The organism is Escherichia sp. UTM R2 (assembly GCF_048593455.1).
Lineage (GTDB): Bacteria > Pseudomonadota > Gammaproteobacteria > Enterobacterales > Enterobacteriaceae > Escherichia > Escherichia coli.
Map to the genome: position 1 here is coordinate 3,601,119 of NZ_JBFWDY010000002.1, position 25,811 is coordinate 3,626,929.

Consider the following 25,811-nt stretch of genomic DNA (forward strand, 5'->3'; position numbering starts at 1 on the left):
ATAACGGAGCCGAAAGGCTCCGTTTCTTTATCCGCTAATTATTTAAAATTAAAGCCATCCGGATGGTTTTCCAGGCTGCCGGTCAACGCCGCGAACAACACCGTTTTACCATCAATCGAAAGCGCATCGTTCACATTCAGCCAGGTGAGTTTCTCTTGCGACGTTTTCTCATCAATAGTCGAGAACAGCCCCGTCATCTGATTAGATTTCTCGGACCACATCACAGCGATACGTTGCGAGCCACAGTCATGCGGTTTGCACGCGCTCATCACCTGATACGTCTCATCTCCCAACGTTACGGTTTGTGCGGGAGTATAAGTACCGCCTTTCATCACCCAGGCAGGCAGCTTATGCCCTTGTACCATCTGATTAAATGCAGCTTTGGTGGTTTCGCCCTTTGCAAGGCTGCTAATGGTTAAATCATCCTGCGCCATTGCACTGGTGGCGATGACCAGAGCGGCGACTGTCGTTATTGCCTTAAACATCATTCCTCCCGAGCTTATCCTGCCCATGTTATTAACCTCCTAAAGCCTGGCGATAACACGATAATTTGCAAATCAGATATTTCCAATATCAGCATTTGTTATCAATTTATTCTGCGCTAAGGCAACTGCCTGATAAGGTGTTAAAGTTATAAAACCCTTCGCATAAAGGAGTTGTACACCGTGCCTGGTTTGAAGATTACGCTTTTGCAGCAACCACTGGTGTGGATGGATGGTCCTGCCAACCTGCGTCATTTTGATCGTCAACTGGAAGGTATTACCGGGCGCGATGTGATCGTTCTACCGGAGATGTTTACCAGCGGCTTTGCCATGGAAGCGGCAGCTTCGTCGCTAGCACAAGATGACGTAGTGAACTGGATGACAGCTAAGGCGCAGCAGTGCAATGCGCTGATTGCAGGCAGTGTTGCATTACAAACGGAGTCTGGTTCGGTTAACCGCTTTTTGCTGGTTGAGCCGGGCGGCACGGTACATTTTTATGATAAGCGTCATCTGTTCCGCATGGCAGATGAGCATCTACATTATAAAGCGGGCAATGCGCGAGTGATTGTGGAATGGCGCGGCTGGCGTATTTTGCCGCTGGTGTGCTACGACTTACGTTTTCCTGTGTGGTCGCGCAATCTCAACGATTATGACCTCGCCCTGTACGTCGCCAACTGGCCTGCTCCGCGCTCTCTGCACTGGCAGGCATTGCTGACGGCCCGCGCGATTGAGAATCAGGCGTATGTGGCGGGATGCAATCGCGTCGGCAGCGATGGCAACGGCTGCCATTATCGCGGTGACAGCCGGGTGATTAATCCGCAAGGAGAGATTATCGCTACTGCCGACGCGCATCAGGCAACGCGCATTGATGCGGAGCTGTCGATGGCAGCATTGCGGGAATATAGAGAAAAGTTTCCGGCATGGCAGGATGCGGATGAGTTTAGGTTGTGGTGAGTGGGGGTTGTGTTTAAGGACGGGGAGAGTCGGGGTATTACTACGAAAGCCCGCTCCCCGCAAGGACTGACGCCAGGTAGTTTCTGTCCATGGCTGCTTTTCGCATCTTACGTCTTAACCCTGCCTTGAATACCTTCTCATTCGTCAAAATATTAATAGCAATGTGCCGTATCCCTGAAAATAATTCTGCTGCGTTTCCTCTTCTTATTTTGTAGTCGTCTTCATTCATTACCACGTCCAGACGCCTGTGCAGCTTATTCTCCACGTGCCAGTGGTTTCGGATTGCTGTGGCGAACTTCTCTGCGGTTAAATCAGCAGAACTGATATAATATCTGACCGTCATTTCTGGCTCTTTCTTTTGTTCTGCTATTATTGACCGAAAGGAGACTGCCACGCATAATTTCTTCAGCCCTTTCCATTCAAATGTGAAATCAATAAGTTCATCAGGGACATCGCAAACAATGTGAAGACGGATTTCTTCTCTGCCGTGACTCTTTTCACTAATTGCGTAACTGTCATGCTCTGGATTATTTAATTCTTTCAGCGGAAATTTTTCCTCGAAGGCTTTATTTAGCCGCCCCTGGTTTCCTTTTACCGCGAATAAATAATCACCTCCCTGTTTTTGTATCTTCTCTGCAATATCTTTCTGGCAACCCATCGCATCAGTTGTGATGATTTTTCCTTTAATATCCAGCATGTTAAGAAGTTCAGGGATAGCTGTAATCTCATTGGATTTCTCATCCGTCCTGATCTGTCCGATGACCAGACTGTGCATTGTTGAGAACGCACTAATGACATGAATCGCTCCCTTGCGGCGACTCTTGTCATAAGAATGCCGGAGTGTTTTTCCATCAATTGCGATGACGTCTTTATCATCTGAAGTATGGCAATCTCGCATCCAGTTAATAAAGCACTCGTGAAATTTTGAAGGACTGATACAGGATACAACTCTGGCGATGGTATCGTGAACAGGAATACCATTTTCAAAATCACCATATTGTTTTAAAAAATCGAGATGTGTTTCCCCAAAATCCTCTATATCTTCCCAGCCTTCTGCACCAGAAATAACGGCACAAATAGTCAACAGTAGAATATCTGACAATTTATGTTCCACTTTCCAGGCTTGTCTGTAATCGGGGATAATAGAAATATGTTCCATCAATTTTTTAAGTTCCATTTTGTTCTCCTTAATTATGTAAGGAGTATTTGATCATGTATAAGCAATAAAAAACAGCTTCAGGTAATGAGGAATATCTCAATTTTTAAACATAAAATGCGAATTATTTAGTACAAAAAATCAGCGTTACGTGATCTTTCCCTGCCCCTGCGCTCACTACCATGGCTCTTTACCACAGCAGCCGGGGTTGTTTGGGACCGACTTCCGACAGCAGATCCCGGTGGGCCTGCCACCATCTCTTCACAAGCTTATGCTTATTACATGCAAAACGTCCCGTTTTGCATCTTTGTGCCTACGGCACACCGGTGATCTTTCCCTGATGAGGGATATATTAACTATTGAACATTAGCGCGAATTATTTAGTGCAAAAAATCAGCATCACGTGATGCTTTTCCTGCTATTAATAACCTCCTCTATTTAACTATATTTTTCATTGATGCAATTCGTAGATTTGAAGAAGTTCAACTGCCACATTTTTATTTTTACTATCGCAATTTTTATACCATACCCATGCTTCCGTATTTTTTACTTTTTTTAAATCATCCATAATAAAATCCCCACCAAAAACAGTAAAATACAATGTTTCCTCATTAAAAATAAAACTCACTGCCCCCCCTCTTTTATTTTAATTTCCGCTTCATTTGTGTTCAAATCAACTTTTTTAATTACTCCATGTAAGTTGGGTTTTGATAGTTTTTCTACGCCACCATCAGGAGCGGGTAATATACATCGTTTAAGAACTTTAGCATTTGCACATCCAATAACCCAAATTAGAATGCACACTCCCATGTTAATCGCATTAACGTGTCTTAAAACGTTCATATCTAATTCTCTCTCCAGGATGCGAATACATCCAACTTGTCACTTTCTTACACAACTCATCTACATCTTCATTCTGTGCACGGGTACATCCCATAGTTGGTTTCCAGCCTTGTCGAGGAGCATAAGGATCGCGCAACGATGATCCCCCACCATGTAGCCATCTTGCTCTAGTATCTGTAGTATAGATCTTCGTTGTGCCATATGCTGCCGATATTCCTGATTCATTTGTCTCACAACCAACGACTTCACCTGTATATGGATCACCAGCACCACGTTGAGAACGACGATCAATTCTATTGCTACTATCAAAAGTCATTGAATCACCTGTTTCAGGATCATAATAAATAGTCACTCCTCCAGTCATATCAGTAAGAACAAGAGGAGTTTCAGCACCTGCCCGGTCTGGAGCGGGAGGCCCATATACACTTATAACTCGTTCTAACCCCAGTGGATCAGTGTAACGTATTGGTACCAGTGGATACGTGTATAGATTTATTCCCCCCTTCAACCCTATCGGATCCTGGGTGATATACCGCCCCTGCAACGGATCGTAGTACCGGTGACGGTTGTAATACAGTCCCGACTCCTCATCATACTGCTGCCCCGGCAAACGGTACGGCTGGTACAGGTGATGCGGGTTCTCCTCATTAAGCTGGTTCCCCCACTCGTCATACTCCCCGCACCACGCCGTTTCGCCTTCCGGGCTGATAAGCGCCTGCGGCAGTCCACGGTGGTCACAGTGGTAAAGATGCAGCCTCCGCTCCGGGATGTATGCATCCTCCATCTGCGCGGCCATCTGTTCCGCCGTCAGCCCGCACTGCGCAAGCCATGCCTCACTCTCCGCACTCACCGCTCCCGCACGCAGCTCCCGCTCCAGCCTTCCCAGCATCACCGCCAGCTCCGCCGGGAGCGTCACACCCGTGTCCTCCTGCAACACCTCCGCCAGGCTCCGGTGCCGCGCCTTCGCCTGTTCGCCATTCTCTGTTTCGATTCTCAGGAGCGGCGTGAAGCTCCCCGGCTGGTATACCGTCTGGATACGCGTGGTGCCGGTCTGTATCGTCGTCAGCCTGTCACCGTCCCACCCGTACCATGTCACCTCCGGTTTACGCGACAGCGACATCCACCCCGTCAGGTCACGCTCCCGCCGCCATACCCGTTTTCCCGTCCGGCGGCCCAGCGGGTCATAGAGGTACCGGCTCTCCACCTGTGGTTCGCCGTGCTGTATCCGCGTGTAGAACACCAGGCGGTGCTGGCTGTCGTAGTGGTAGTGGTGGGTCCGCTCGTCGTGCATCCGTATCACCCCTTCCGGGATGCGGTCCGTCTTCTCCGCCAGCCTGCCGTATTCATCGTGGCGGTAGACATAGTGCGCATCTTCCGCGATGCGGTTATCCGGCCATGCCGTGAGCGTGCTGTCCGGGTGCAGTTCCGGGTCCGGCAGCCGGTTTCCTGCCGGGTCCGTCGCATACGGGATATCGATATCCAGGTTCGCCGCCGTGGTGTGGACGCCCGTCAGCCTTCCCGTGTCGCTGTAACGGTACTCCCGGCTCTCCTGCGGGCCGCTGATGCGGATTAGCTGTCCGTTGTCGTTCCAGTCGTAGTCACGGTCAAGCTGCGGAAGGTTCAGGTGCCTGCTCCGGAGCTGGCCGCTGGTATTCCAGGCGGTGGCAAGTTCATATGCCTCCCCGCCGAAGCTGCGGGCCGTCTCACGGTGCAGCCGGTCCCGCGTGTACTCGACCAGCGGTGTTCCGCCCAGCTTCATCCCCGCAAGATAACCGCTGCCATACGTCAGCCACTCCACCGGCGGCAGACCGTCCGGCTCCTGACGGGTCGCCAGCCCCTGTTCGCTGTACGCATGCCCCGTCTCATGCTCCCACAGCATCTCCCCCGTCTCCGGGTTCTCCACCGTCTGCCGTTCGCCCGTCAGGCGGCCTTTATCGTCATAGCCGTAGTGGACCGACACTCGGTGGCCGTCACTGGTATGGCTGATGGTGGTTAGCCACCCGTGTTCATCATACTGCCACTGTTCCGCCGGGTCGCCGTTCACCGTGCGCCGGGTGATACGGTCTGACGCATCGTAATGCCAGAGGGTGATAAGCCCCTCATCTTCACTCTGCGTGAGTTTTCCGGTCAAGTCATAATGGTAACGTTGCGTCCTGCCATCAAAGCCACGCTGCTCCGTCAGCCTGTCGACCGGGTCATACCGGAACGTGGACTGGCTGCCGTTCTCGTTGGTCAGCACGGTGATGCGCCCGGCAGCGTCATACCCCATGCTGCGCGTCAGTCCACCTTCCGTCACACTCACCGGACGCCCACGTTTATCATATTCGGTGGCGCTGCGTTTACCGTCCGGTGATATCGTTGCTGTCAGGTCGCCTGCAGCGCTGTACTCATAACGGGTTTCACGCCCCTGCGCATCCTTCCGACTGATCAGTTGGCCACGCGGGTTATAACTGCTGTAAGTGCTGATGCCTTCTTCCCGGTGAACGGCGATTTGTTGACCGTACTGGTCGTACTCATACCGCGTCGTGTACCCCGAGCAGTCCGTAAAGGCCAGCAGTTGACCGTAACGGTTTCGCGTTATTCTCCGCCTCACCCCGGTTCCGTCTTCCACCGCACAGGGCAGGCCACTGCGGGAAAAATCATAAAACCAGCGCGTAATGTTACCGTTGCGCGAGGTCTCTTCTGCCAGTCGGCCCTGACGGTCATATTTCCGGCTGCTGCGTAAACCATCCGGATATGTCACTGAAGTCAGTTGCAACTGGCTGTTATAGCCATACCGCACCGTCCTGCCGTCCGGCAGTATCACTGAAGTCAGCTTTCCAGACGCCATATGCAGCCGGTACTCCGTCCGCCGCCCCGCCGCATCCGTCTGCGCCTTCAGCCTCCCCGCCTCATCATACTCGCTGCGGGTGATGCTCCCGTCGGCATGCTCCTTCTTCACCACCCGCTTCAGGCCACCCTCGCCTTCCGTGTACAGCACCTCCCGCCGGTTCAGGCTGTCCGTGATGATTACCCGGCTCTCTCCGTACTCAAAGCGGTAGTCCAGCCCCTCCGGGTTGACCTGCTCCGTCACCCGACCGGTATCATCATACCGGTAGCGGCTCTCCGGCCTCCCCGCATAATGGTGCGCCACCATCCGCCCGGCGTGCTCCGCATCATAAGTAAACCCGCGAACCTGCGTCCCGCTGCGGTCATACACCGCCCGCAGTTCTCCGCTGGCCGTGTACGTGTAGCGCGCCAGCGGCGCAGTCGGCTGTTCATCCGGGTATGCCGGGTCGTGTGTCAGCCACACCGCCTCCAGCCGGATACCGTTATCGGCACCGTATTCTGTACCGGCGGGCAGCGTGTCGGGGAAAGCAGAAGAAGAGGAAGCAGAACGGGGACCGGCAGGGGAAGATAAAGACGTGGCGCGCTGTTTACGGAAGGCTTCCGCCCGCTGCGCCTGTGTGGTCAGCACCAGGTGAAAACAGCGGCCCGCGCCGTCCGTCACCCCCGTCACCGCGCCCGCCACGTCACCCTCCGCCGCCCGGTGGAAAGTCAGCGTCCGCCCGAAGCCGTCCACCACGCCCGTCAGCACCCGGTATGCGGGCGGCTCCGGCGGCAGCACCTCGTCCGCCCCCGGCACCCGCTCCGGCCAGCTGAGTATCCACCACGGCCCCTGAAGGCTGTTTGTCGCCAGGTACACATGCGGACTCAGGCGAACATCTTCCGGCAGCACCTGCCAGAGTGCGCTTAGCGGCTGCGAACTGTGCTGCTCCGCCACCCCGCCCCGCGCCAGCCAGAGTGACTCGCTGCGGCTGTAGCTTATCTCGCCGGGAAACAGCGGCTCAAAGTGAATGCTCCTGCCGCCGTTGTCGTTGAGTATCAGGCCTTCATCGCGTATCTGTAAGCGGATATCGAAGGGCGCTTTCCAGCCGGGACCAAACACCCCCACCGGCGCGGGTGTTCTGGTCCGGTAATCCCAGACAGGCAGATGCAGCTCACTTCACGGAACCGCATCATTTTCAGTATTTTTTACATACAAACCGAGCTAGAATTTACGGTTGTCGTAAAAACTATTTTTAAAATCATTAAATCTCTTATTCAGCAATAACTTAATAATATATATCTGGATAACCATACCCAACTGTTCAAAGTCCGTATTGCCTCCATAAAATGGCCAAAGCTGAATCATGAATAAATATTGTATTTATCCTTTCTGAATTATCATTTTGATAATTTTTGAGATATTCCTTAAAAATACCCACTTAATCAATCACAAAACAAATATATAAACAAGCAATCATTAGATTAGCTTATGTTTAATAAAATTATTATATAATTCAATAAGATACATAAAAATTCTATATTTAAATTATTGCCATAATACACCTGACGCGAATTGCACAGGTTCATACAATCTATTTAACGCTTGCAGAATACCCCTCTTTACGATCGATAAAAAGTCCTTTTCTTATTTATTTTGAAGCGTAAAATGCGGGGTGATGAAGGAGTGGTGATTTTATTTTCACCGCCATCAAGGCGGCATTTCCGATATTTTTTACGGTACGAATATGCCGTGTTCATGGCCTGTACGAGATAACATGACGGATCACTTTTATGAGCAAAAAATTTGAAGGCAGCGTCGCGCCTCGCGAACGTATTAATATATCGTATGTCCCAAAAACAGATGGCCAGACGGCTGAAGTGGAACTTCCGCTTAACATGCTCGTTGTCGGCGATACCGGAAATACGCAGGAAACATCCTCACTGGATGAACGTCAGGCAGTTTCCGTTAACAAGCACAATTTCGGTGCAGTGATGGCTGAAGCAGCCATTGGCCTCAATTTTACCGTCCCCGCCACGCTGAAGGGAAGCACAACGGACGATGAGCTGAATGTGGCGCTGAATATCAAGTCACTGGATGATTTTTCACCAGATAGCGTGGCCCGGCAGGTTCCGGAAGTGAATAAATTGCTGGAACTGCGTGAAGCACTGACTGCACTGAAGGGGCCGATGGGTAACCTTCCGGCATTCCGTACCCAGCTCCAGGCATTGCTGGAAAATGAAGAGTCCCGCGAGCAGTTGCTCAAAGAAATCGGCCAGGTGAGCAATAAATAACCACCACTATTTCATTAAACAGGGTTATCCAGGCATGACGGCACACAAAAATATCTCCGGGACATACCACCTCTCTGTTGCAGACATTCTGCAGGTGGTTTACCAGGTATGTTTCAGCCCGTCCGTTGAAATCAACCAGGATGGTGTGGCTGCGCTGATTACAACACTGGATCGCCGTATCAGTGATCTATTGGATGAGATTATCCATTTTTGTGAGTTTCAGCAGAGCGCGTCGCACTGGCAGCGCGTACTTCACTGATGGCGAAAAGCCGGTTTCAGAAACACAGCTAAAACAGAAGGATTTTCAGTATGTCTTTACAGGAAGAGGAACTCGTTTCCAGTCATGCCGGGCAGCCTGAGCAGGCATCGTCGCTGCTTGATCAAATCATGGCACAGACCCGTATTCAGCCCGGTTCGGAAGGTTATGACGTTGCCCGCCAGGGTGTGACAGCCTTTATTGCCAGCATCCTGCAATCCACTGCATCTGCCGAACCGGTCAATCAACTGGTCGTGGACAGCATGATTGCAGATATTGATGAACGCATCAGCCGCCAGATGGATGTCATCATCCATGCGCCTGCCTTTCAGCAGGTCGAGTCGTTCTGGCGCTCACTGAAAACCATGGTGGATCGCGTTGATTTCCGTGAAAACATCAAGGTCAACGTGCTTCATGTCACCAAGCAGGAACTTCTGGAAGACTTTGAGTTTGCGCCAGAAATTATTCAGTCCGGATTTTATAAGCACGTTTATTCGTCCGGTTTCGGACAGTTTGGCGGTGAACCCATCGCTGCCGTGCTGGGCGCTTATGAGTTCAAAAATACCGCGCCTGACATGAAACTGCTGCAATACGTCAGTGCAGTGGGCGCAATGGCGCACGCACCGTTCCTGTCCTCCGTTTCCCCGGAGTTTATGGGGCTGAACTCGTGGACCGAACTGCCTAATATCAAAGATCTTTATGCCATCTTTGAAGGTCCGGCCTACACCAAATGGCGCGCCCTGCGTGACTCGGAAGATTCGCGCTATTTAGGGCTTACGGCACCCCGCTTCCTGCTTCGCCAGCCCTATTCACCAACAGATAACCCTGTTAAGAACTTTAACTATTACGAAGATGTCAGCCAGAACCACGAAGATTATCTGTGGGGTAATACGGCCTGGATGCTGGCATGCAATATCGCAGACAGTTTTGCCAAATACCGCTGGTGTCCAAACATTATCGGTCCGCAAAGCGGCGGCGCAGTGAAAGATCTGCCGGTGCATCTGTTCGAAACGATGGGGCAGATTCAGGCCAAAATCCCAACCGAGGTGCTGGTCACCGATCGCCGCGAATTTGAACTGGCTGAAGAGGGTTTTATCACCCTTACCATGCGTAAAGACTCTGATAATGCAGCCTTTTTCTCTGCAAACTCGGTACAAAAACCGAAGCACTTTCCGGGAAAAGATGCAGAAACCAACTATAAGCTGGGTACGCAGCTTCCTTATCTCTTCATCATCAATCGGTTAGCGCACTACATCAAGGTGTTGCAGCGTGAACAACTGGGGTCATGGAAAGAAAGGAGCGACTTAGAAAGAGAGCTTAATACCTGGATCCGTCAGTATGTTGCCGACCAGGAAAACCCGCCTGCAGACGTGCGCAGCCGCAAACCTCTGCGCGCTGCCAAAGTTGAGGTTATGGATGTAGAAGGCGAACCCGGCTGGTACCAGGTTGCGCTAAGCGTGAGACCTCATTTTAAATTTATGGGGGCAAATTTTGAGCTTTCCCTGGTTGGCCGGTTAGACAGGGAGTAACACACCATGATACCGGATCGGGAAAGAACCACAGGTTCTCTTTTTGAGCGTATGGAAGCCTCTTCGGCCAGAAACCGGCAGGGAGGCAGTATTCATTCGCTCAGGCAATCCATTCGCCAGAACCTACGAAACATTCTTAATACCCGGTCCGGTAGTTGCCGGGGTGCGCCTGAGCTGGGCATTGATGAACCGGAAGGGGCTGAAAACTTCCGCGAATCCATGAGTCGGGCCATCGAGCAATGTATAGAACGCTATGAACCCCGGATCTCACACGCTGAAGTGCAGGCAGTGGTTTCATCCGCCTCCAGCCCGCTGGATATGACGTTTCATATTACAGCCTGGGTGACATTTAACGAAACGCATGAGGTGCTTGAATTTGATATGGCACCGAATGGCAGCCAGCATTACCGGGTGGACTGACAAATGGAATTTGAAGAACGCTATTTTCGGGAAGAACTCGATTACCTGCGCCAGCTTAGCAAGCTGCTGGCAACGGAAAAACCCCATCTGACCCGCTTCCTGGCCGAAAAAGATGCGGATCCGGATATTGAACGCCTGCTGGAAGGGGTGGCTTTTCTTACCGGCAATCTCCGCCAGAAAATTGAGGATGAATTCCCAGAACTGACGCACGGGCTTATTAAGATGCTATGGCCTAATTACCTGCGTCCGGTTCCGGCAATGACCCTTATTGAATATACGCCGGATATGGATAAGTCTTCTGTACCGGTGTTAATCCCCCGTAATGAGCAGTTTACAACCAACGCCGGGGAAATCAGAGTTGATGAAGTGCTGCCCTCTGATGCTAAAAAGGAGGAGCCGCCTCCCTGTACCTTCACCCTCTGCCGGGATATCTGGCTGCTGCCCGTTCGCCTGGAGCAGATTGAAAACCGCAGTACGACCCGTAATGGTGTTATCAACATCACCTTTTCGGTCGCACCGGGAACGGACTTCCGCACGCTGGATCTGAACAAACTTCGCTTCTGGCTCGGCAATGACGACAACTATACCCGTGACCAGCTTTATTTATGGTTCTGCGAATACTTGCAGGGTGCCGACCTGACTATGGGTGAACAGCATATTCGCCTGCCTGAGTTTATGCTAAAAGCTGTCGGTTTTGAGCCGCAGGATGCCATGCTGCCCTGGCCGAAAAACGTCCACAGCGGCTACCGGATCCTTCAGGAGTATTTCTGTTACCCCGATGCGTTTCTCTTTTTTGATCTTTGTGGTTGTCCGGCTTTGCCTGACGGATTGCAGGCGGAATTCTTTACCCTGCAACTGCGTTTTTCGCGCCCTTTGCCCGTGGACATCCGGCTGCGCCGCGATTCCCTGCGCCTGTATTGCGCACCTGCCATTAATTTATTTATCCACCATGCAGAAGCCATCACGCTGGACAACCGGCGGGCAGACTATCCGCTGGTTCCCAGCCGCCATTACCCACAACATTACGATGTATTTTCCGTTAACAGTGTGGTGAGCCAGGTCCAGGATATGTTCAGGAAAAAAGATCTGGGGCGTCCTGTTTCGACGCAGGCCGCGCGCCAGTGGCCAGCCTTTGAAAGTTTCAGCCATCAGATGGAATACAGCCGGAAGCGGGAAGTGGTGTACTGGCATCACCGGACCAAAACATCCCTGTTCCATCGCGGCTTTGATCATACCCTTGCCTTTATACATGCTGATGGCAGTTATCCGTCAGACGAATCTCTGCTCAGTAATGAAGTGGTTTCGGTATCGCTGACCTGTACCAACCGTGAGCTTCCGTCACAAATTCGTTCCGGCGATATCACCGGCACAACCGGTAAAAATGCGGCTGTTGCTTCCTTTCGCAACATTACCCGCCCGACGCAACCACTCTGGCCGGTCATTGATGGCAGCCTGCACTGGTCCCTGCTCTCCGCCATGAACCTGAATTATCTGTCATTACTGGATACGGACGCGCTGAAGCAGGTCATCGCCAACTTTGATCGCCACGCAATCCATCATCCGCAGACGGCACGGCTGTCACAACAAAAGCTGGATGCCATTGAGCGTCTGGAGACCCGCCCCGTTGATCGCCTGTTTACGGGTATTCCCGTCCGGGGGCTGGCCTCCACGCTGTATCTGCACCCGGAGCCGTTTGTCTGTGAAGGGGAAATGTATCTGCTCGGTACGGTGCTTTCGCATTTTCTGTCGCTGTACGCCAGCGTTAACTCATTCCACATGCTGACCGTTGTGAACACAGAAAGCCAGGAGACATGGAAATGGACGGAAAGAATCGGGCAGCATCCTCTTATCTGAGTCCGGGAAATCCCTCGGCAGATAAAGAGCAGAATGATCCGCTGGCACAGGTTTTCCATAATGCCTGCTCTTACAATTTTTTTGCGATGGCGGAGCTGTTGCACCGCCTGGCAAAGGGTGAAAAGGGGACGCCAGAATTATCCCTGCGCGACGATCCGGCACAGGAAACCCTGCGTTTCAGCGCCGATGCCAGCCTTGCCTTCCCGTGCAGTGATATCAGTGCGCTGAAACGGGATACGTCAGGGGCATTCAGGATGACCACCACCTTTATGGGGTTACAGGGGAGCCAGTCGCCTCTCCCCGGTTATTACCTCGATCACCTGGCCTGGAAAGCGGTACATGAACAAAGTCCGGTAGGTGATTTTCTGGATATGTTCAGCCACCGCCTGACCCAGTTTGTCTGGCATATCTGGCGTAAGTACCGCTATCACATCAGTTTTCGTAACGGCGGTGTGGATGCGTTCTCGCAGCGCATGTACTCCCTTGTCGGGCTGGGCCACCGCCAGCTTCGCGATAAGCTGGCGATTAATCACAGCAAAATGCTGGCGTATTCCGGGATCCTGGCAAATCCGGGACGATCCCCGGAAATAATCTGTGGCCTGGTGTCCCACTGCTTTGATTTGTCAGAAGTGACGCTGCAAAACTGGCAACGTCGCAAGGTGGATATTGAACCGGATCAGCAAAATAGTCTGGGGAGCTATTCTCTTAAAAATGGCGAAAAACTGGCGGGAAGATCGGTACTGGGCAACTTTGTTCTGGGTACACGAGTGCCCGATCTCAGCGGAAAATTCCAGCTCAGTATTACCAGCCTGACCCGAAAACAGTTCCTCTCTTTTCTGCCGTCCGGCGAAAACTTCCTGCCACTGACGATGTTCGTGTCCTTCATCCTGCGCGATCAGCTTGCCTGGGACTTACATCTGGGGCTGGCGCCGGAGCAGGTGGGCGCAATGCGCCTGGGCGATAACAAAAGTGCGCTGCTGGGCTGGACCAGCTTCCTCGGCACACCGGAAGAACGCCCCTCAGTCACCATCAGGGTACGGTCGTAAATTATGATAATCACGGAGCAGAATATGCCGGAAGAGAAACTACAGACGCTTTCATTGCAGGTCATTAACGGCAGTGAGCTGGAAAGCGGACGGGCGGCGCGCTGTCTGTTCACACAGCAGGGAAATGTCGGCCATGGCCCCGAATGCCACTGGTCGGTACAGGATCGTCAGCAGAGCATTCCGGCCCAGGCTTTTACCGTTATCCTGCACGATGGCACATTTTGTCTGCGCCCGCAGACGGCACAACTGTGGCTGAATCAGGCAAAAGTCACAGCAACATCAGACCTAATACAGTTGCGCCAGGGCGATGAGATCCAGATCGGACGGCTGATGGTGAGGGTTCATCTGAACCGGGGAGATATTCCCCATTACGATGAGGAAATGGCCACTCCCGAAACCATCGTTACCAATCGCGATATGCTCACGGATACCCTGCTATCAACGGAGGGTGCGCCACACTATCCGGGAATGACTCACCGGCACCAGCTTGCAGACACCGTGGTAAACGGTTTTTCTGCCGATCCACTCCAGGCACTTCAGTCCGAAAGCCTGATTACCACGGGCGATCCGCTTTCAGGCATTGCGGCTGTCCGGCCATCGGCACCGCTGTCCGATCCGGCAAGTAATGGGGGGATCAATACTCCGTTTATGGATCTGCCGCCCATTTATGCCAGCCCCGGCGATCGTAATGACGACGTCTCTGCGGCAGAAATGGCGCAACGCCACCTTGCGGTCACCCCCTTACTGCGCGGTCTTGGCGGCTCGCTTACCATGAGCAATTTCGACGATGCGGATGATTTTCTGGAGGAGGCCGGACGAACGTTACAGGCCGCAATAAAAGGTCTGCTCGATTTGCAGCAGCAGCGTAACAGCCTCTCAGACAAACATTTGCGCCCGCTGGAAGATAACCCGCTGCGCCTGAACATGGATTACGCCACCGCGCTCGACGTAATGTTTGCCGAAGGTAAAAGCCCGGTACATCTGGCGGCTCCCGCCGCCGTCAGTGAAAGCCTGCGCAATGTCCGCCACCACGAAGAAGCTAACCGGGCAGCGATTGTGGAGTCGCTTCGTGTCCTGCTGGATGCTTTCTCACCACAAAATCTGCTGCGCCGCTTTGTGCAGTACCGCCGCAGCCATGAACTGCGCCAGCCGCTGGATGATGCCGGAGCATGGCAAATGTACAGCCATTATTACGAAGAACTGGCCTCCGATCGCCAGCAGGGGTTTGAGATGCTGTTTAACGAGGTCTACGCCCAGGTCTATGACCGGGTGCTTCGTGAAAAACAGCGGGAGCCGGAAGCATGAACAGGAAGGCGTTTCTGGCCTGCGTGCTGATGTGCGTCATATTAACCGGCTGCGAAACGGCGAAAAAAATCAGCGAGGTGATCAAAAACCCGGATACCTGAGATGAAAGTGGAAGTGCGCAGTCTGACAGAGAATCCCCCACAGGCCAGTGTGATAAAGCAAGGCAGTACGGTAAGAGGGTTTATCGCAGGGATCGCCTGTTCAGTGGCTGTCGCCTCAGCATTGTGGTGGTGGCAGGTCTATCCGGTGCAGCAGCAACTGTTACAGGTTAACGACACCGCTCAGGGCGCAGCAACGGTGTGGATGGCCTCACCTGAACTCGAAAACTATGAGCGCAGGCTGCAACAACTTCTTGATACCTCCCCGGTACAGCCGCTGGAAACCGGGATGCAGATGATGCGTGTTGCCGACAGTCGCTGGCCGGAAAGCCTGCAACAGCAACAGGCCTCGACACAATGGAATGAGGCACTCAAAACCCGCGCACAGAGTAGCCCGCAGTTGCGTGGCTGGTTGCAGACCCGCCAGGACTTACATGCTTTTGCAGATCTAGTGATGCAGCGCGAGAAAGAGGGACTAACCCTTTCCTATATCAAAAATGTCATCTGGCAGGCGGAGCGGGGACTGGGGCAGGAAACACCCGTTGAGTCTCTGTTGACGCAGTACCATGATGCCCGTGCGCAGAAGCAGAATACAGATGCGCTGGAAAAACAAATTAATGAGCGACTCGAAGGCGTGTTAAGCCGCTGGCTGCTGCTGAAGAATAACGTCATGCCAGAGGCGGCAACCGGTACCACGGCCGAAAAATAATTATTTAATTAAAGGAGATTATCATGGCAAATATAAGTTATTTATCTTTGAGTGGAGAGACACAAGGGCTAATTTCAGCAGGTTGCTCAACGCTTGATTCTGTCGGAAACAAAGCGCAGCCAGAACATAAAGATCAGATCATGGTTTATGCGTTAATGCATTCCATCTCAAGAAGTCAAAATGTCAATCATCATGAATTAATTATCACCAAACCGGTTGATAAATCCTCACCATTGCTGGCAAAAGCACTTAGTGACAATGAAAAAATGGCAATATGTGAATTTATACTCTACCGAACCAGTAAAGCGGGTATTTACCAGCCTTATTATAAAATAAATCTGTCAAAAGCCCGAATATCAAGTATTGATTTTGTCACACCGCATGCTGTCCTGGAAAAAGAACTGGAACCACAGGAGAGAATTGCCTTTATTTATGAAGATATTTCCTGGGAGCATACGTTAGCCGGTACGAATGCAATGAGTAAATGGCAGGATCGTGTACAGTAACTTACTGTAATAACATAATAAATTACTATTGCGGAGAGATAAAATGGCTGGTTTAAGGAATAACAACAACACACAGAATGCACAGTGGGCTGATTATGTGGGTGACATTCTTCGGGGGGCTCAGCCGATAAACCAGCTAGTACCTCAGCACCCTTATCTTAACGACGTCCCACTCATTGATGAGTTAAGGCATCAGAACACTCATCATGTTATTCTCTTGACACTTGATGTTGCAAAAAAAATACTCAGCCCAATAACATCATTTGATTACATTCATTTTATCACTACACATCCTTCAGGTATAAAAGATACACTCGCCTGGTTAGTTAACGCGAGTAAATTAATGACTGAGTTTGATGACAATGGGAAAATTATATTTAACCTTAATGCCTTAAAGTATACAAAAGCAAGTTACTTTGAAATACTTGGAGAGAAATATATAAAAATCACAACATCCAGCCCCTGGCTTTTAGAAAAGCTCGGTAAATATATTTTCTCTTCACGAGCGCCTCAAGTTCTGGAACTCGCTATTGGCTGGCGAGGAGCTTTATCTGAATCAATAAAAGGAGTTAAGTTCTGTATCTGGTTTTCAGTAGCCTGGAGAACCATAGAATTTATTATGAGTTCAGAGCGAGATCTGGTTAATTTTCTTGGCGATTTTTCAATGGATGTGGCCAAAGCAGTTATAGCCGGTGGTGTTGCAACCGCTATTGGAAGCCTGGCTTCTTTTGCCTGTGTTAGCTTTGGCTTTCCAGTAATTCTTGTCGGAGGAGCAATTTTACTGACAGGGATAGTGTGTACAGTTGTTTTAAATGAAATCGATGCTCAATGCCATTTATCAGAAAAATTAAAATATGCAATTAGAGATGGACTAAAACGGCAACAGGAACTTGATAAATGGAAAAGGGAAAACATGACTCCATTTATGTATGTTCTTAACACTCCACCCGTGATATGAGGATTAACCATGCGTTTACATGTTAAATTAAAAGAGTTTCTTTCGATGTTTTTTATGGCCATATTATTTTTCCCTGCATTCAATGCTTCTTTGTTTTTTACCGGAGTTAAACCTCTATATTCAATAATAAAATGCTCCACGGAAATATTTTATGATTGGAGAATGTTGATTCTGTGCTTTGGTTTCATGTCGTTTTCCTTTTTAAATGTTCATGTAATTTTACTTACGATAATAAAATCATTCTTAATCAAAAAAACGAAGGTAGTCAATTTCGCCACAGACATAACAATACAGCTAACTCTTATATTTTTACTAATAGCTATCGTAATAGCACCTTTAATAGCTCCTTTTGTCACAGGATATGTCAATGCTAATTATCACCCCTGCGGTAATAATACGGGAATTTTCCCAGGAGCAATCTATATTAAAAATGGCATGAAATGTAATAATGAATATATTTCTCGCAAGGAAGATTCAGCAGTTAAATAATTAAATATTCTAAAACAAACAGTTTTTAACTCCGGATTCCATGTCCTTTCTTGCACTGTCTTTGTCAAGAAAAATTTCTTATGCAAAGAATTTTGTATTATTGCCGCCAGAAATTCCTGGCGGCAGATATAATTTATTATTGATAGCGGTTAACCAAATCTTTTACCATCGCTTTATAGGTCTTTTGCTTAAGTTGCATGATTTGCTGCTCTGTCATATCAGTCGTACTGGCTTCATTCTTGTCGGGCAATGGTGGAAGCACTTTATATTCATAATTCACCGGCGACCAGGTAGCCCACTCACCTGTTGCCACATCCACCAGCGTGAAACGTACCAGGTAGCGCAGGGAGATAGCGTCGGTGAGTTTTTCATTTTTATAGTCGGACCATACTGTTGATTTCAGCGCAGAGTCATATTTTCCTGTCTGCAATGTATCCTGGTAAACAATAATCGCTTTCTGATGTCCTTTTGCAGCCACAAAACGCAGTGCCTGCATCCAGTTCATATTCTCAGCACTGGCAACATCCTCGTTCTCATTTTTATCTTTGTTTTTGTTACAAGTCAGAGGCTTTTGCCTGTCCGGGATACCAGAGAATGTGGAAACAGTATAATATTTTCGCATCTCCTCCTGCATAATGGTTTCCGGTGCGCGGTTGCCGGATTGAACAAGTATTACAGGAGAATTAAGGGGAACGCGGAACTCATCTCCATCAAGCGCAGCTTGAATATCCTCTTCGGATACGGCCAGAGTGGTTTCATTACCGAATAAATCTTTGTCTGTCAGTTGCTGGGGAGTGTTTTTATTAATATTACTTTGTGTGACTTGAGCTTTTTTCTTCTTTTCATCAATAGAAGATTCAGAGGCACATCCTGCAAGCAGCGAGAATAACACACATATGCAACAAAGCTTTTTTGAATTCATAATTGGACACTCCCTCGCCTGTCATAATGATTAGAATATTTAGCATTGATAACGGACTCTAATTATATACCCCACTTAAATAATAACAAACAAAATCAATTTGAAATATACATTCATTTAATCAATATAAATTTATTCTCTGGAAATATATTTAAGCTGAATGGTTCGATATCATTATTGAATTTTAATGAATGAGACAACAAGCGAGAATCACGCACTTACGCCAGAATAAAATCATTGAACAGAGAAATGGTGGAATTCAAATACAAAAAAACCGCAAAATTAAAAATCTTGCGGCTCTCTGAACTCATTTTCATGAGTGAATTTGGCGGAACGGACGTCCGCTTGATATAAATCCGATTTGGTACGACAACGTCAACTAAACCCGCACAAATACAGTAAATCACACTATTACCCGTCCGATGTATGTTAGCCCAATCCAAAGAAAGCTTCAATTAATGGCATACCAGATGGCATACTGAAGACATACTCAGATTTAAAGGAAGCCACCACTTATGGCCTTACTCACGGATACCAAAGCCCGTCATATCAAACCCAATGACAAACCGATTTCGCATGGTGGTGTCACTGGCCTTACACTACATCCCTCTTCCACTAAAGGACGCGGAAAGTGGGTGCTACGCTACGTCAGCCCTGTCACTCAGAAACGACGTAATGCCGGTCTTGGCTCTTACCCTGAAATCGGTATTGCCGAAGCGGCTAAACTCGCGCAAACCATGCGAGAACAATTATCGGCTGGAGATGACCCTCTTGAACTCAAAAAAGCGGAGACGACCAAAATCGTAATTCCGACTTTTGAAGAGGCTGCACGAAAAGTTCATACTGAGTTGCTGCCAGGATGGCGTAACAAAAAGCATGCCCGGCAGTGGATATCTACACTCGAACAGCATGTGTTTCCTGCTATGGGGACCGTTCCTCTTGATGCGATTACGCCAGCCAATGTTGCGGATGTTTTGCGTCCTTCGTGGATGACTATCCCCGAAACCTCCGGACGGGTAAAACAGCGTATTCATAAAGTAATGCAGTGGGCCTGGGCTCATGGGTTCTGCTCAGCCAATCCTGTTGATGTTGTAGACCACCTCCTTCCCCAGCAGGTCAGCGCCAGTATACGTACTGAACATCAGCCTGCCATGCCATGGAAAGTCATACCGTTATACATCGCCAGCCGCGTTTATACTGAAGATCGTTACAACGTTACCCGAGGATTACTATTGTTTGTCATACTGACAGCATGTCGTTCGGGCGAAGCTCGTGCGATGGAATGGTGCGAAATTGATTTTAAACGCAAGATCTGGACCATCCCACCAAGTCGAATGAAAGGCGGTGTCCGGCACAGGGTACCTCTGTCTCAGCAGGCAATTGGGCTACTTGAACAAATGAGAGGATTACATGAGATGCTGGTATTCCCTTCCCCCAGAAAACAAACTGTTCTCTCCGATATGGTTTTGACATCATTTTTGCGTAAAACCAAAGCTATCAGCGATACCCAGGGACGATTTGCTGTCGCGCATGGATTTCGTTCCAGCTTCCGTGACTGGTGCAGTGAACAACGCTATCCGCATGATTTAGCTGAACGAGCACTGGCTCATACTATCAGGAACAAATCTGAAGCAGCCTACCATCGTACCGACCTGTTGAATGAACGACGGCCGATGATGCAGGCATGGGCAGATTACGTTATGTCTGCGGTCTCGACGACCTGAGAAAGCCGTTTTCGCATCTGCAGAGACTTTCAACCCCACTCATATAATAGACCTGGAGGCGTTTTTGTTTACCATTGGAGCTGCACGTGAAGAGACAAATAGATTTCGGGAACTACTCGAAAAATGCGATCCGTCAACAACCTACCTCATCCCTCACGGCTTTCCTGTCATAAGTAGCAAGCTTTGCTTAATGTTACTTTCCTTCCACTTTCTACAATTATGGCCCGAACTGGAATTGAAAGGGGTCACTGGAGTCACCGGTAAAAATGGCGCGATTACTCACTTCTGGCTGGAAGTGGGTGATTACGTTATTGATATCACAGGGGATCAATACAACGTCATCAGCACCAGCGAACTAAACGAAGCTATCGTAAAAAACAGGCCTTTTGTGCCTGTTCACGTCGCTCACCAAAAGGACAGCTATCTCTATAATTTATTTAAAATACAAGGGACTGAACTCTTAACCTATGGTTTTCCGACAATCGGTAATGATTTTATTGATGAGATGGAATGCGATTATCGCCAGCTTGTCGGGTGAGGATGAATAATGCAGACCTGTACTTTTATCGGCAAGTCTGCAACTGAAGTTCTATTTGTCGCTCAAGGATCGCTGTATTAGCTGGCTTGTGCCAAAGTTGCGATAACCGTCATGGAAGTCTTTACTGTAGTCTTTGGCCAGATAGGCTACCCGTAGCAGAAAGTCATAATAATCAGCACTTAACGTTAACGCATCATCCCGAGTGAACCACGCGCTGTGATTCTTCGGAAAATGCGGGAGATAAGCATATTCAGGATAATCAAGACCAATGGCGCTGCACCAGGCTTTCTGTATCCGGGTCCCCATATTATCAGCGTCAGGCTTTGTATAATCTCCCAGATAGGCATAAACCTCTTTGTCAAATAGCAGAACCAGATGGTAGTGAGGGTGTTCCCCGGTAACACGCTCTCTGGCCCAGATATAACCTAGTGGCACAGGCTCACCAGCCCTGCCAGAACGCTTGTGCTCTTCCCTTAGCTGACTTTTAAGGGATTCTATAGCCCGAGTAATGGCTTTCTCATCATCTTTCTGAAAGCATGTCGGTAAGTCTGGCTCATCTGGCACATGGGACTGAGCAAATCTCAGGTCAGCTCGTAATGCAAATACCCGGTTATAGTTTTCCAGATAATTAGATATCACAGCAAGTGAGCGACGAAGCATATAGCGTGATAACCGGGAGTCATATTTCTTTTCTGCTGCCAGTAGCAGGGATTCAAATTCTTTTTCAGATAACTCATAAGGTGATCTCATAATAAATTACTCAGGTAATATTCATTGATTAATGGGTAGCAGTGGGCTACCCACGTGATTAGGCGTACAGTTCCTCTCACAGAGATGGATTAGCTATGCTGGTATCTGGTATAGTGATCGATTGGTTAACTGGTATCTAGGCATATGTTAATAAGGATATATATTACATATACCGACTAACCAAAACTAAGAAACGTTATTATTCGCGACACTCTAACCCGCAGCCAATCAGGGTTTATGAGCAGCATAACTCGTTGATAAATAATAAAAATCACTCTGAAGTTATTCAGGCTTAGCCAGCTTACTCAGTGCCAGTGATCCAGACTGGTATATGGGCGTATTAGTTTTCTCAGCTAGTTCAACAGGATCCATTTCTGAACCAGTAAATTTGACATAATTTATACCCGCCACTTCGAATAGTTGCACCTTCCCTTTCGACTCAAGTTTTTCCAGCGCTGGTATCAACCTCTCAGCACGCCTGACTGAATTCGGACCCTTTTTGATAAGGTCATTTCTTCTGAATTCGAAAGATCTATTTTCTACAAGATGCGACTCTAACCAGAACAATATTTTCTCTTCATCGCTAAGCTCTCTTGTGGAATCAATTTTTGTAATGGAATGATTTACAAACCAGTCAGTCAGATTTAAAGCAGACAACAGATTTTCCCTTACAATTTCTGTCGAATCAGGGTCACCAGTAACCTGAAAAATACCTGCAATCCTGAGGCTCTGCTCGATAAAACGAGCAGCTATATCATCATAGTGATATAAGGCACCGCCAGGCTTCATCAGCTGCTGCAAACTCAACGACGTTTCATCCATTAGATCCTGCGCGTCCGGGGCAAGGGTAAGTGCAATATACTCATCGTCATTTTCTCTTCGCTTAACACCGGCGTCCATAAGCTGTGACATGACAGAATACAGCTCCTGAAGCAGGCTTTCATCCCTAGCACTGTGCTCATTGTTAGTATATGGCTCTGTAATCTGCTCCATATCTATCATCAGGGTACGAGCCAGCAATCCTGTGAATCTGATACTGGCCCTTTTCCGTTTGCTGGAATTGTCATACGGATGAGGCTGCATCATTAATAAAGATGAAAATACATAATTTTCAATAACAAAGCTTTCCCGTGATACCCTGTTAATGGTGACTTTATCCCAACACCAGAATGTATTGAAAGGTGTGGGGTCGTTGTACAAACTACTCGTATACACACCTGCTGCTTCATCGTTAAAAAGAGCTTTATTCTGATATCCCATCCCGATTTCTTTAGTGAGCGCTTCGCTTGTCGGGTTTGTTAAAATAATGGATTTCCTTACTGGTTTCTGCGGTTGGCGGCTGATACACTCTTCAAGTTTTCTGCGTGTTTCAGCCGTATCTCCCCCTTGACTCAGCGCTTTTTTGTAAAGCTTATTTAATACTTTAAACTCAGCCTGCCAGATAATGACCCTTCGTTCATACTCCTCAAGCTCGACACAATACTCGTCTTCAAATCGCCGCTCCTGTTGCTCTACAGGAATCTTGAGCAACCTGTATATTCTTGACTTACCACTACCAGACCTGGAGAGCAGCAACAGGTATAACGCCAGAGGAAATCGCTGTTTATTGCCCAACTGAACGCAAAACAGATCCTGGCAGGCCAACCCCAAAAATGCTAATAACGTAACGACGATAATCTCAACAGCCACACCTGTGATGTGGTGTAGGTACAAAGTCCATCGCCTGATATGACGTGGCAGAATATCAAAATTCAGGTTAAGCTCATGATTAATTTCATTTTTGTTGCTCATTGCATCATCCTTTATTTTTTTGCAAAAAAATTAAACGGTTCGGGAAGCGATCCACTCGTCAATAGCAGTAGATCGCCAACCGACAGATGCTGCTCCTAGTCGGACTGGTTTGGGGAACTCAGCATCGTAGTACCTCGATTTCGGATTCAATTTTTCGTAGATACTTGAGCGCGAGATCCCAAGAATCGCCGTCAACTCAGTCATGCGCAGGATGCGTAGCGAGTGTGTTTTTTGTGCACTAACGTTCGACATTTTCACTTCTCCTGTTGGATGTCTTTGGCTCGATTCGAAATTTGCCATAACATCTCGGATAGTGTCCGCGTAGAAAAACGGAAACCAAACGGAGGAAGCTAAGTGGGAAATGCATTTGCAAAACTGATGTACGATGTCTGTCAGACCTTGGGTGTGTTCAGGGAAGGGAGTAAACAGCGGGATAGACGTGCATATGGGAGTTTTTGGCGGCATCAGGCATTTTTTAATCAACGCTATAATGAGATAATAAAAATAATTGATAAAGAAAGGGTCTTCAGTGAAGAAGATCGACGAGTTTTGTTCTATAAATACGAAATGCTTTATAATCAAATTATATCTTACCCCGTGTTCAGCACTCTGACCCGGAGCCAGGTATTCGAGCGTTATATCCAGCTCGGGGTTTCTTCATGCCTGGCACTTGATATACACAAAACTTTCAGCTCAAGTAATAATAATGGATTCTATTTTCACATTGATAGCTTCCTGTTAAGTAATCATTGCCCAACATTGGAAAATAGTGAAAGGGATATCACCGCAGGGGTAAGAAACTATTTACGTGGTATTTTCAAAACAGATGATGAGATTCATAAAAACATTCTCCTTCCACTATTTGAACGAATTAGAAACATCCGAAAAAATAGCAACCCGAGAAAATCATGGATGAACATCGTCATAGATGAATGTATTGAATATTCCCAAAAAACTCTAGACGATGATGCGTTTGATGATATTAAAGTTCGCTTGGATAAATTTAAATCTGCCTACGCCTCTCTTCGAATCCTACTAACTTTTGAACGAAGAACCGGCCTGACTAAGTATCTTTCCAGTGCTTACAAATATCTCCACGAGGGAGATGGAATGAATGACAGCTATTATTCAGCATTAAATCAGTATCTTTATGAATCGAAACACTTCGATGAGAGACTGCTGGAATCATTAGTCGAAGAGTTTCAGAAAGAAACGAACAAACATGATTTGATAGAGATAAATGAAGATACATGGATGGATATCAAGGTAATCTGGCATCTTGTTTTCAGCTCTCTTAATGGTGATGTATTTTCTGAATTAGATTTAATTGAGTTGGCTATCAATCTTAAGAATGCTCAAAACTCTTTTGCGCTTAAACCATATCTGGCCTTAACTGAAATAATACATAGAATTTGCATTGATGATTTAACTGAAGCAAAGAAAAAAATTGATGCTATTTCACTTAATGAACTACCTACTGGCTTCATCTCAGCAGCTATCAGTGTTATCAGGATTGCTCTTAACATCAAATTAAAAGGGAAGACAATAAAAAATGGAGAGTTACTCTCTGATATAAACACAGTTTTATTACATCGAGGCGTTTTTACTGATCATATCAATATCGACCGCAAATTTAAACAAGCCGATTTGATATTAGTTATGTGCGCCAATAATTTGATAATAATGAATGCGATAAAACAGTATAATAACATGGTTCAGATGACAAGTTTCTACAACGAGCTTGAACTTTCTGCCATCCACCCACAGTCTATTACAGGAATTCTGGATGAAGTTGAATCTGCATTGGGCAAAATAAATAAACGGCTTGATGCAGCCGATAAAATTATTAATAGCGAAGAACTGTCCAAGTTAATTATAGATGAGAAAATATTAACTGTTCGGGAGTGCAGACAAAACCTCGTAAGCTATTTGAATGAATTTACATTGTACAACTGCATTCTTAACCTGAATTATATAAAACCTTACCTGACACTCCCCGGGGAGAAATTAGTTAATATCTACGGACTTGTCGGCAATTCAGAAGAACGTGTAATAAAACGAGAATTTTTAGCTGAGGCTATCAGAATTGTTAATGAGAGAGAAGGTCAAATTAAGCCTTTAGCTGAAGGTGAAAAAGCTCAAAAAATGGCGCTAATACACGATCTGAGCAGTGAGCTTTTCAAATATGATGAGTGACCCCCTTTATCCCTGCTACAGCTGCTACGTGTAGCAGCTGTAGCAGAGATGTGTGTTTCATTTTTTATTTTTCTGCTCGTATACTACGCCAATATATTGGCTATTTTATAGCCTTCAAACAATATTGACCTAGTGCGTTACAGATATCATACAAACCTTGAATCGCGATATGCCGAAGAGCCACA

General features: G+C 47.9%; 22 protein-coding genes and 3 pseudogenes. 16 read left to right on the forward strand and 9 right to left on the reverse strand.

Annotated elements, in window-relative coordinates; all coding sequences use genetic code 11:
• Nucleotides 1-38: 38 nt before the first annotated feature.
• Nucleotides 39-485, reverse strand: a complete 447-nt coding sequence (ivy, locus tag AB4H76_RS18360) for an Ivy family C-type lysozyme inhibitor (protein ID WP_001308392.1) — start codon at nucleotides 483-485, stop codon at nucleotides 39-41.
• 180 nt (nucleotides 486-665) lie between these two features.
• On the opposite strand from ivy, the gene yafV reads away from it, so the two are divergent.
• Entirely contained in the window at nucleotides 666-1,436 is a 771-nt protein-coding gene (yafV, locus tag AB4H76_RS18365; RefSeq protein ID WP_001118036.1) for a 2-oxoglutaramate amidase, read from the forward strand.
• A 40-nt stretch (nucleotides 1,437-1,476) separates the two neighbouring features.
• Here yafV and AB4H76_RS18370 read toward each other — a convergent pair whose 3' ends face one another.
• The 4 genes and pseudogenes from AB4H76_RS18370 to AB4H76_RS18385 all read right to left on the reverse strand — a co-directional run.
• Nucleotides 1,477-2,613 carry an ISAs1 family transposase gene (locus AB4H76_RS18370; RefSeq protein ID WP_000420818.1) on the reverse strand — a complete coding sequence of 379 codons (1,137 nt, stop codon included), beginning with the start codon at nucleotides 2,611-2,613 and terminating at the stop codon, nucleotides 1,477-1,479.
• Nucleotides 2,614-3,043: 430 nt separating this feature from the next.
• A complete protein-coding gene (locus AB4H76_RS18375; protein ID WP_000008098.1) occupies nucleotides 3,044-3,220 on the reverse strand; it encodes a hypothetical protein in 177 nt (58 codons plus the stop codon).
• On the reverse strand, nucleotides 3,217-3,435 hold the full coding sequence (locus AB4H76_RS18380; protein ID WP_001101841.1) for a hypothetical protein: 219 nt from the start codon (nucleotides 3,433-3,435) through the stop codon (nucleotides 3,217-3,219). The genes AB4H76_RS18375 and AB4H76_RS18380 overlap by 4 nt, the downstream gene beginning before the upstream one ends.
• Nucleotides 3,413-7,393: pseudogene (locus AB4H76_RS18385) on the reverse strand (RHS element core protein); the annotation flags it as partial. The gene AB4H76_RS18380 and the pseudogene AB4H76_RS18385, both read right to left, overlap by 23 nt.
• A 641-nt stretch (nucleotides 7,394-8,034) precedes the next feature.
• Here AB4H76_RS18385 and tssB point away from each other — a divergent pair.
• The 12 genes and pseudogenes from tssB (at nucleotide 8,035) to ykfM (ending at nucleotide 17,705) form a co-directional block, all read left to right on the forward strand.
• The gene (gene tssB, locus AB4H76_RS18390; RefSeq protein WP_000037397.1) at nucleotides 8,035-8,535 is read left to right on the forward strand and encodes a type VI secretion system contractile sheath small subunit; all 501 of its coding nucleotides are present in this window, start codon (nucleotides 8,035-8,037) and stop codon (nucleotides 8,533-8,535) included.
• 34 nt (nucleotides 8,536-8,569) lie between these two features.
• The gene (locus tag AB4H76_RS18395) at nucleotides 8,570-8,794 is read left to right on the forward strand and encodes a hypothetical protein (RefSeq protein ID WP_000123970.1); all 225 of its coding nucleotides are present in this window, start codon (nucleotides 8,570-8,572) and stop codon (nucleotides 8,792-8,794) included.
• A 50-nt stretch (nucleotides 8,795-8,844) separates the two neighbouring features.
• On the forward strand, nucleotides 8,845-10,320 hold the full coding sequence (gene tssC, locus AB4H76_RS18400) for a type VI secretion system contractile sheath large subunit (protein WP_121689848.1): 1,476 nt from the start codon (nucleotides 8,845-8,847) through the stop codon (nucleotides 10,318-10,320).
• Between the two features lie 6 nt (nucleotides 10,321-10,326).
• Nucleotides 10,327-10,740, forward strand: a complete 414-nt coding sequence (gene tssE / locus AB4H76_RS18405) for a type VI secretion system baseplate subunit TssE (protein ID WP_000611742.1) — start codon at nucleotides 10,327-10,329, stop codon at nucleotides 10,738-10,740.
• Between the two features lie 3 nt (nucleotides 10,741-10,743).
• A complete protein-coding gene (gene tssF, locus AB4H76_RS18410) occupies nucleotides 10,744-12,594 on the forward strand; it encodes a type VI secretion system baseplate subunit TssF (RefSeq protein ID WP_077492734.1) in 1,851 nt (616 codons plus the stop codon).
• Nucleotides 12,558-13,640, forward strand: a complete 1,083-nt coding sequence (tssG, locus tag AB4H76_RS18415) for a type VI secretion system baseplate subunit TssG (protein ID WP_420062612.1) — start codon at nucleotides 12,558-12,560, stop codon at nucleotides 13,638-13,640. Before tssF ends, tssG begins: the two co-directional genes overlap by 37 nt.
• A 24-nt stretch (nucleotides 13,641-13,664) precedes the next feature.
• Nucleotides 13,665-14,945, forward strand: a complete 1,281-nt coding sequence (gene tagH / locus AB4H76_RS18420; protein WP_077492735.1) for a type VI secretion system-associated FHA domain protein TagH — start codon at nucleotides 13,665-13,667, stop codon at nucleotides 14,943-14,945.
• Nucleotides 14,942-15,040: pseudogene (locus AB4H76_RS18425) on the forward strand (type VI secretion system lipoprotein TssJ); the annotation flags it as partial. The gene tagH and the pseudogene AB4H76_RS18425, both read left to right, overlap by 4 nt.
• Nucleotides 15,039-15,752, forward strand: a pseudogene (locus AB4H76_RS18430) (VasL domain-containing protein); the annotation flags it as partial. The pseudogenes AB4H76_RS18425 and AB4H76_RS18430, both read left to right, overlap by 2 nt.
• Before the next feature lie 23 nt (nucleotides 15,753-15,775).
• Nucleotides 15,776-16,258, forward strand: a complete 483-nt coding sequence (locus tag AB4H76_RS18435) for an Hcp family type VI secretion system effector (RefSeq protein WP_001284199.1) — start codon at nucleotides 15,776-15,778, stop codon at nucleotides 16,256-16,258.
• A 43-nt stretch (nucleotides 16,259-16,301) separates the two neighbouring features.
• Complete coding sequence (locus tag AB4H76_RS18440) at nucleotides 16,302-17,216, forward strand: hypothetical protein (RefSeq protein ID WP_000908057.1); 915 nt, start codon at nucleotides 16,302-16,304, stop codon at nucleotides 17,214-17,216.
• A gap of 9 nt (nucleotides 17,217-17,225) precedes the next feature.
• A complete protein-coding gene (gene ykfM, locus AB4H76_RS18445; RefSeq protein ID WP_001236649.1) occupies nucleotides 17,226-17,705 on the forward strand; it encodes a protein YkfM in 480 nt (159 codons plus the stop codon).
• A 136-nt stretch (nucleotides 17,706-17,841) separates the two neighbouring features.
• On the opposite strand, the gene AB4H76_RS18450 is transcribed toward ykfM, so the two are convergent.
• Nucleotides 17,842-18,627: an aminopeptidase gene (locus AB4H76_RS18450; protein WP_001086142.1), complete on the reverse strand. Its 786-nt coding sequence runs from the start codon at nucleotides 18,625-18,627 to the stop codon at nucleotides 17,842-17,844.
• 515 nt (nucleotides 18,628-19,142) lie between these two features.
• Here AB4H76_RS18450 and AB4H76_RS18455 point away from each other — a divergent pair.
• Nucleotides 19,143-20,351 carry a tyrosine-type recombinase/integrase gene (locus AB4H76_RS18455; RefSeq protein ID WP_016239817.1) on the forward strand — a complete coding sequence of 403 codons (1,209 nt, stop codon included), beginning with the start codon at nucleotides 19,143-19,145 and terminating at the stop codon, nucleotides 20,349-20,351.
• Nucleotides 20,352-20,415: 64 nt separating this feature from the next.
• A complete protein-coding gene (locus AB4H76_RS18460; protein ID WP_053266529.1) occupies nucleotides 20,416-20,889 on the forward strand; it encodes a hypothetical protein in 474 nt (157 codons plus the stop codon).
• Between the two features lie 51 nt (nucleotides 20,890-20,940).
• Here the strand turns inward: AB4H76_RS18460 and AB4H76_RS18465 are convergent, their stop codons facing one another.
• From AB4H76_RS18465 to AB4H76_RS18475, 3 genes are all read right to left on the reverse strand, one after another.
• The gene (locus AB4H76_RS18465) at nucleotides 20,941-21,639 is read right to left on the reverse strand and encodes an inovirus Gp2 family protein (RefSeq protein ID WP_088543150.1); all 699 of its coding nucleotides are present in this window, start codon (nucleotides 21,637-21,639) and stop codon (nucleotides 20,941-20,943) included.
• Between the two features lie 282 nt (nucleotides 21,640-21,921).
• Nucleotides 21,922-23,430, reverse strand: coding sequence for a DUF3987 domain-containing protein (locus tag AB4H76_RS18470; RefSeq protein ID WP_040206445.1), 1,509 nt, complete (start codon nucleotides 23,428-23,430; stop codon nucleotides 21,922-21,924).
• A 30-nt stretch (nucleotides 23,431-23,460) separates the two neighbouring features.
• Nucleotides 23,461-23,895, reverse strand: coding sequence for a helix-turn-helix transcriptional regulator (locus tag AB4H76_RS18475; RefSeq protein ID WP_369781404.1), 435 nt, complete (start codon nucleotides 23,893-23,895; stop codon nucleotides 23,461-23,463).
• Between AB4H76_RS18475 and AB4H76_RS18480 the strand changes: the two genes are divergently transcribed.
• Complete coding sequence (locus AB4H76_RS18480) at nucleotides 23,785-25,626, forward strand: hypothetical protein (protein WP_053266527.1); 1,842 nt, start codon at nucleotides 23,785-23,787, stop codon at nucleotides 25,624-25,626. The two genes, AB4H76_RS18475 and AB4H76_RS18480, sit on opposite strands and share 111 nt — an antisense overlap.
• The last annotated feature ends 185 nt before the right edge of the window (nucleotides 25,627-25,811 follow it).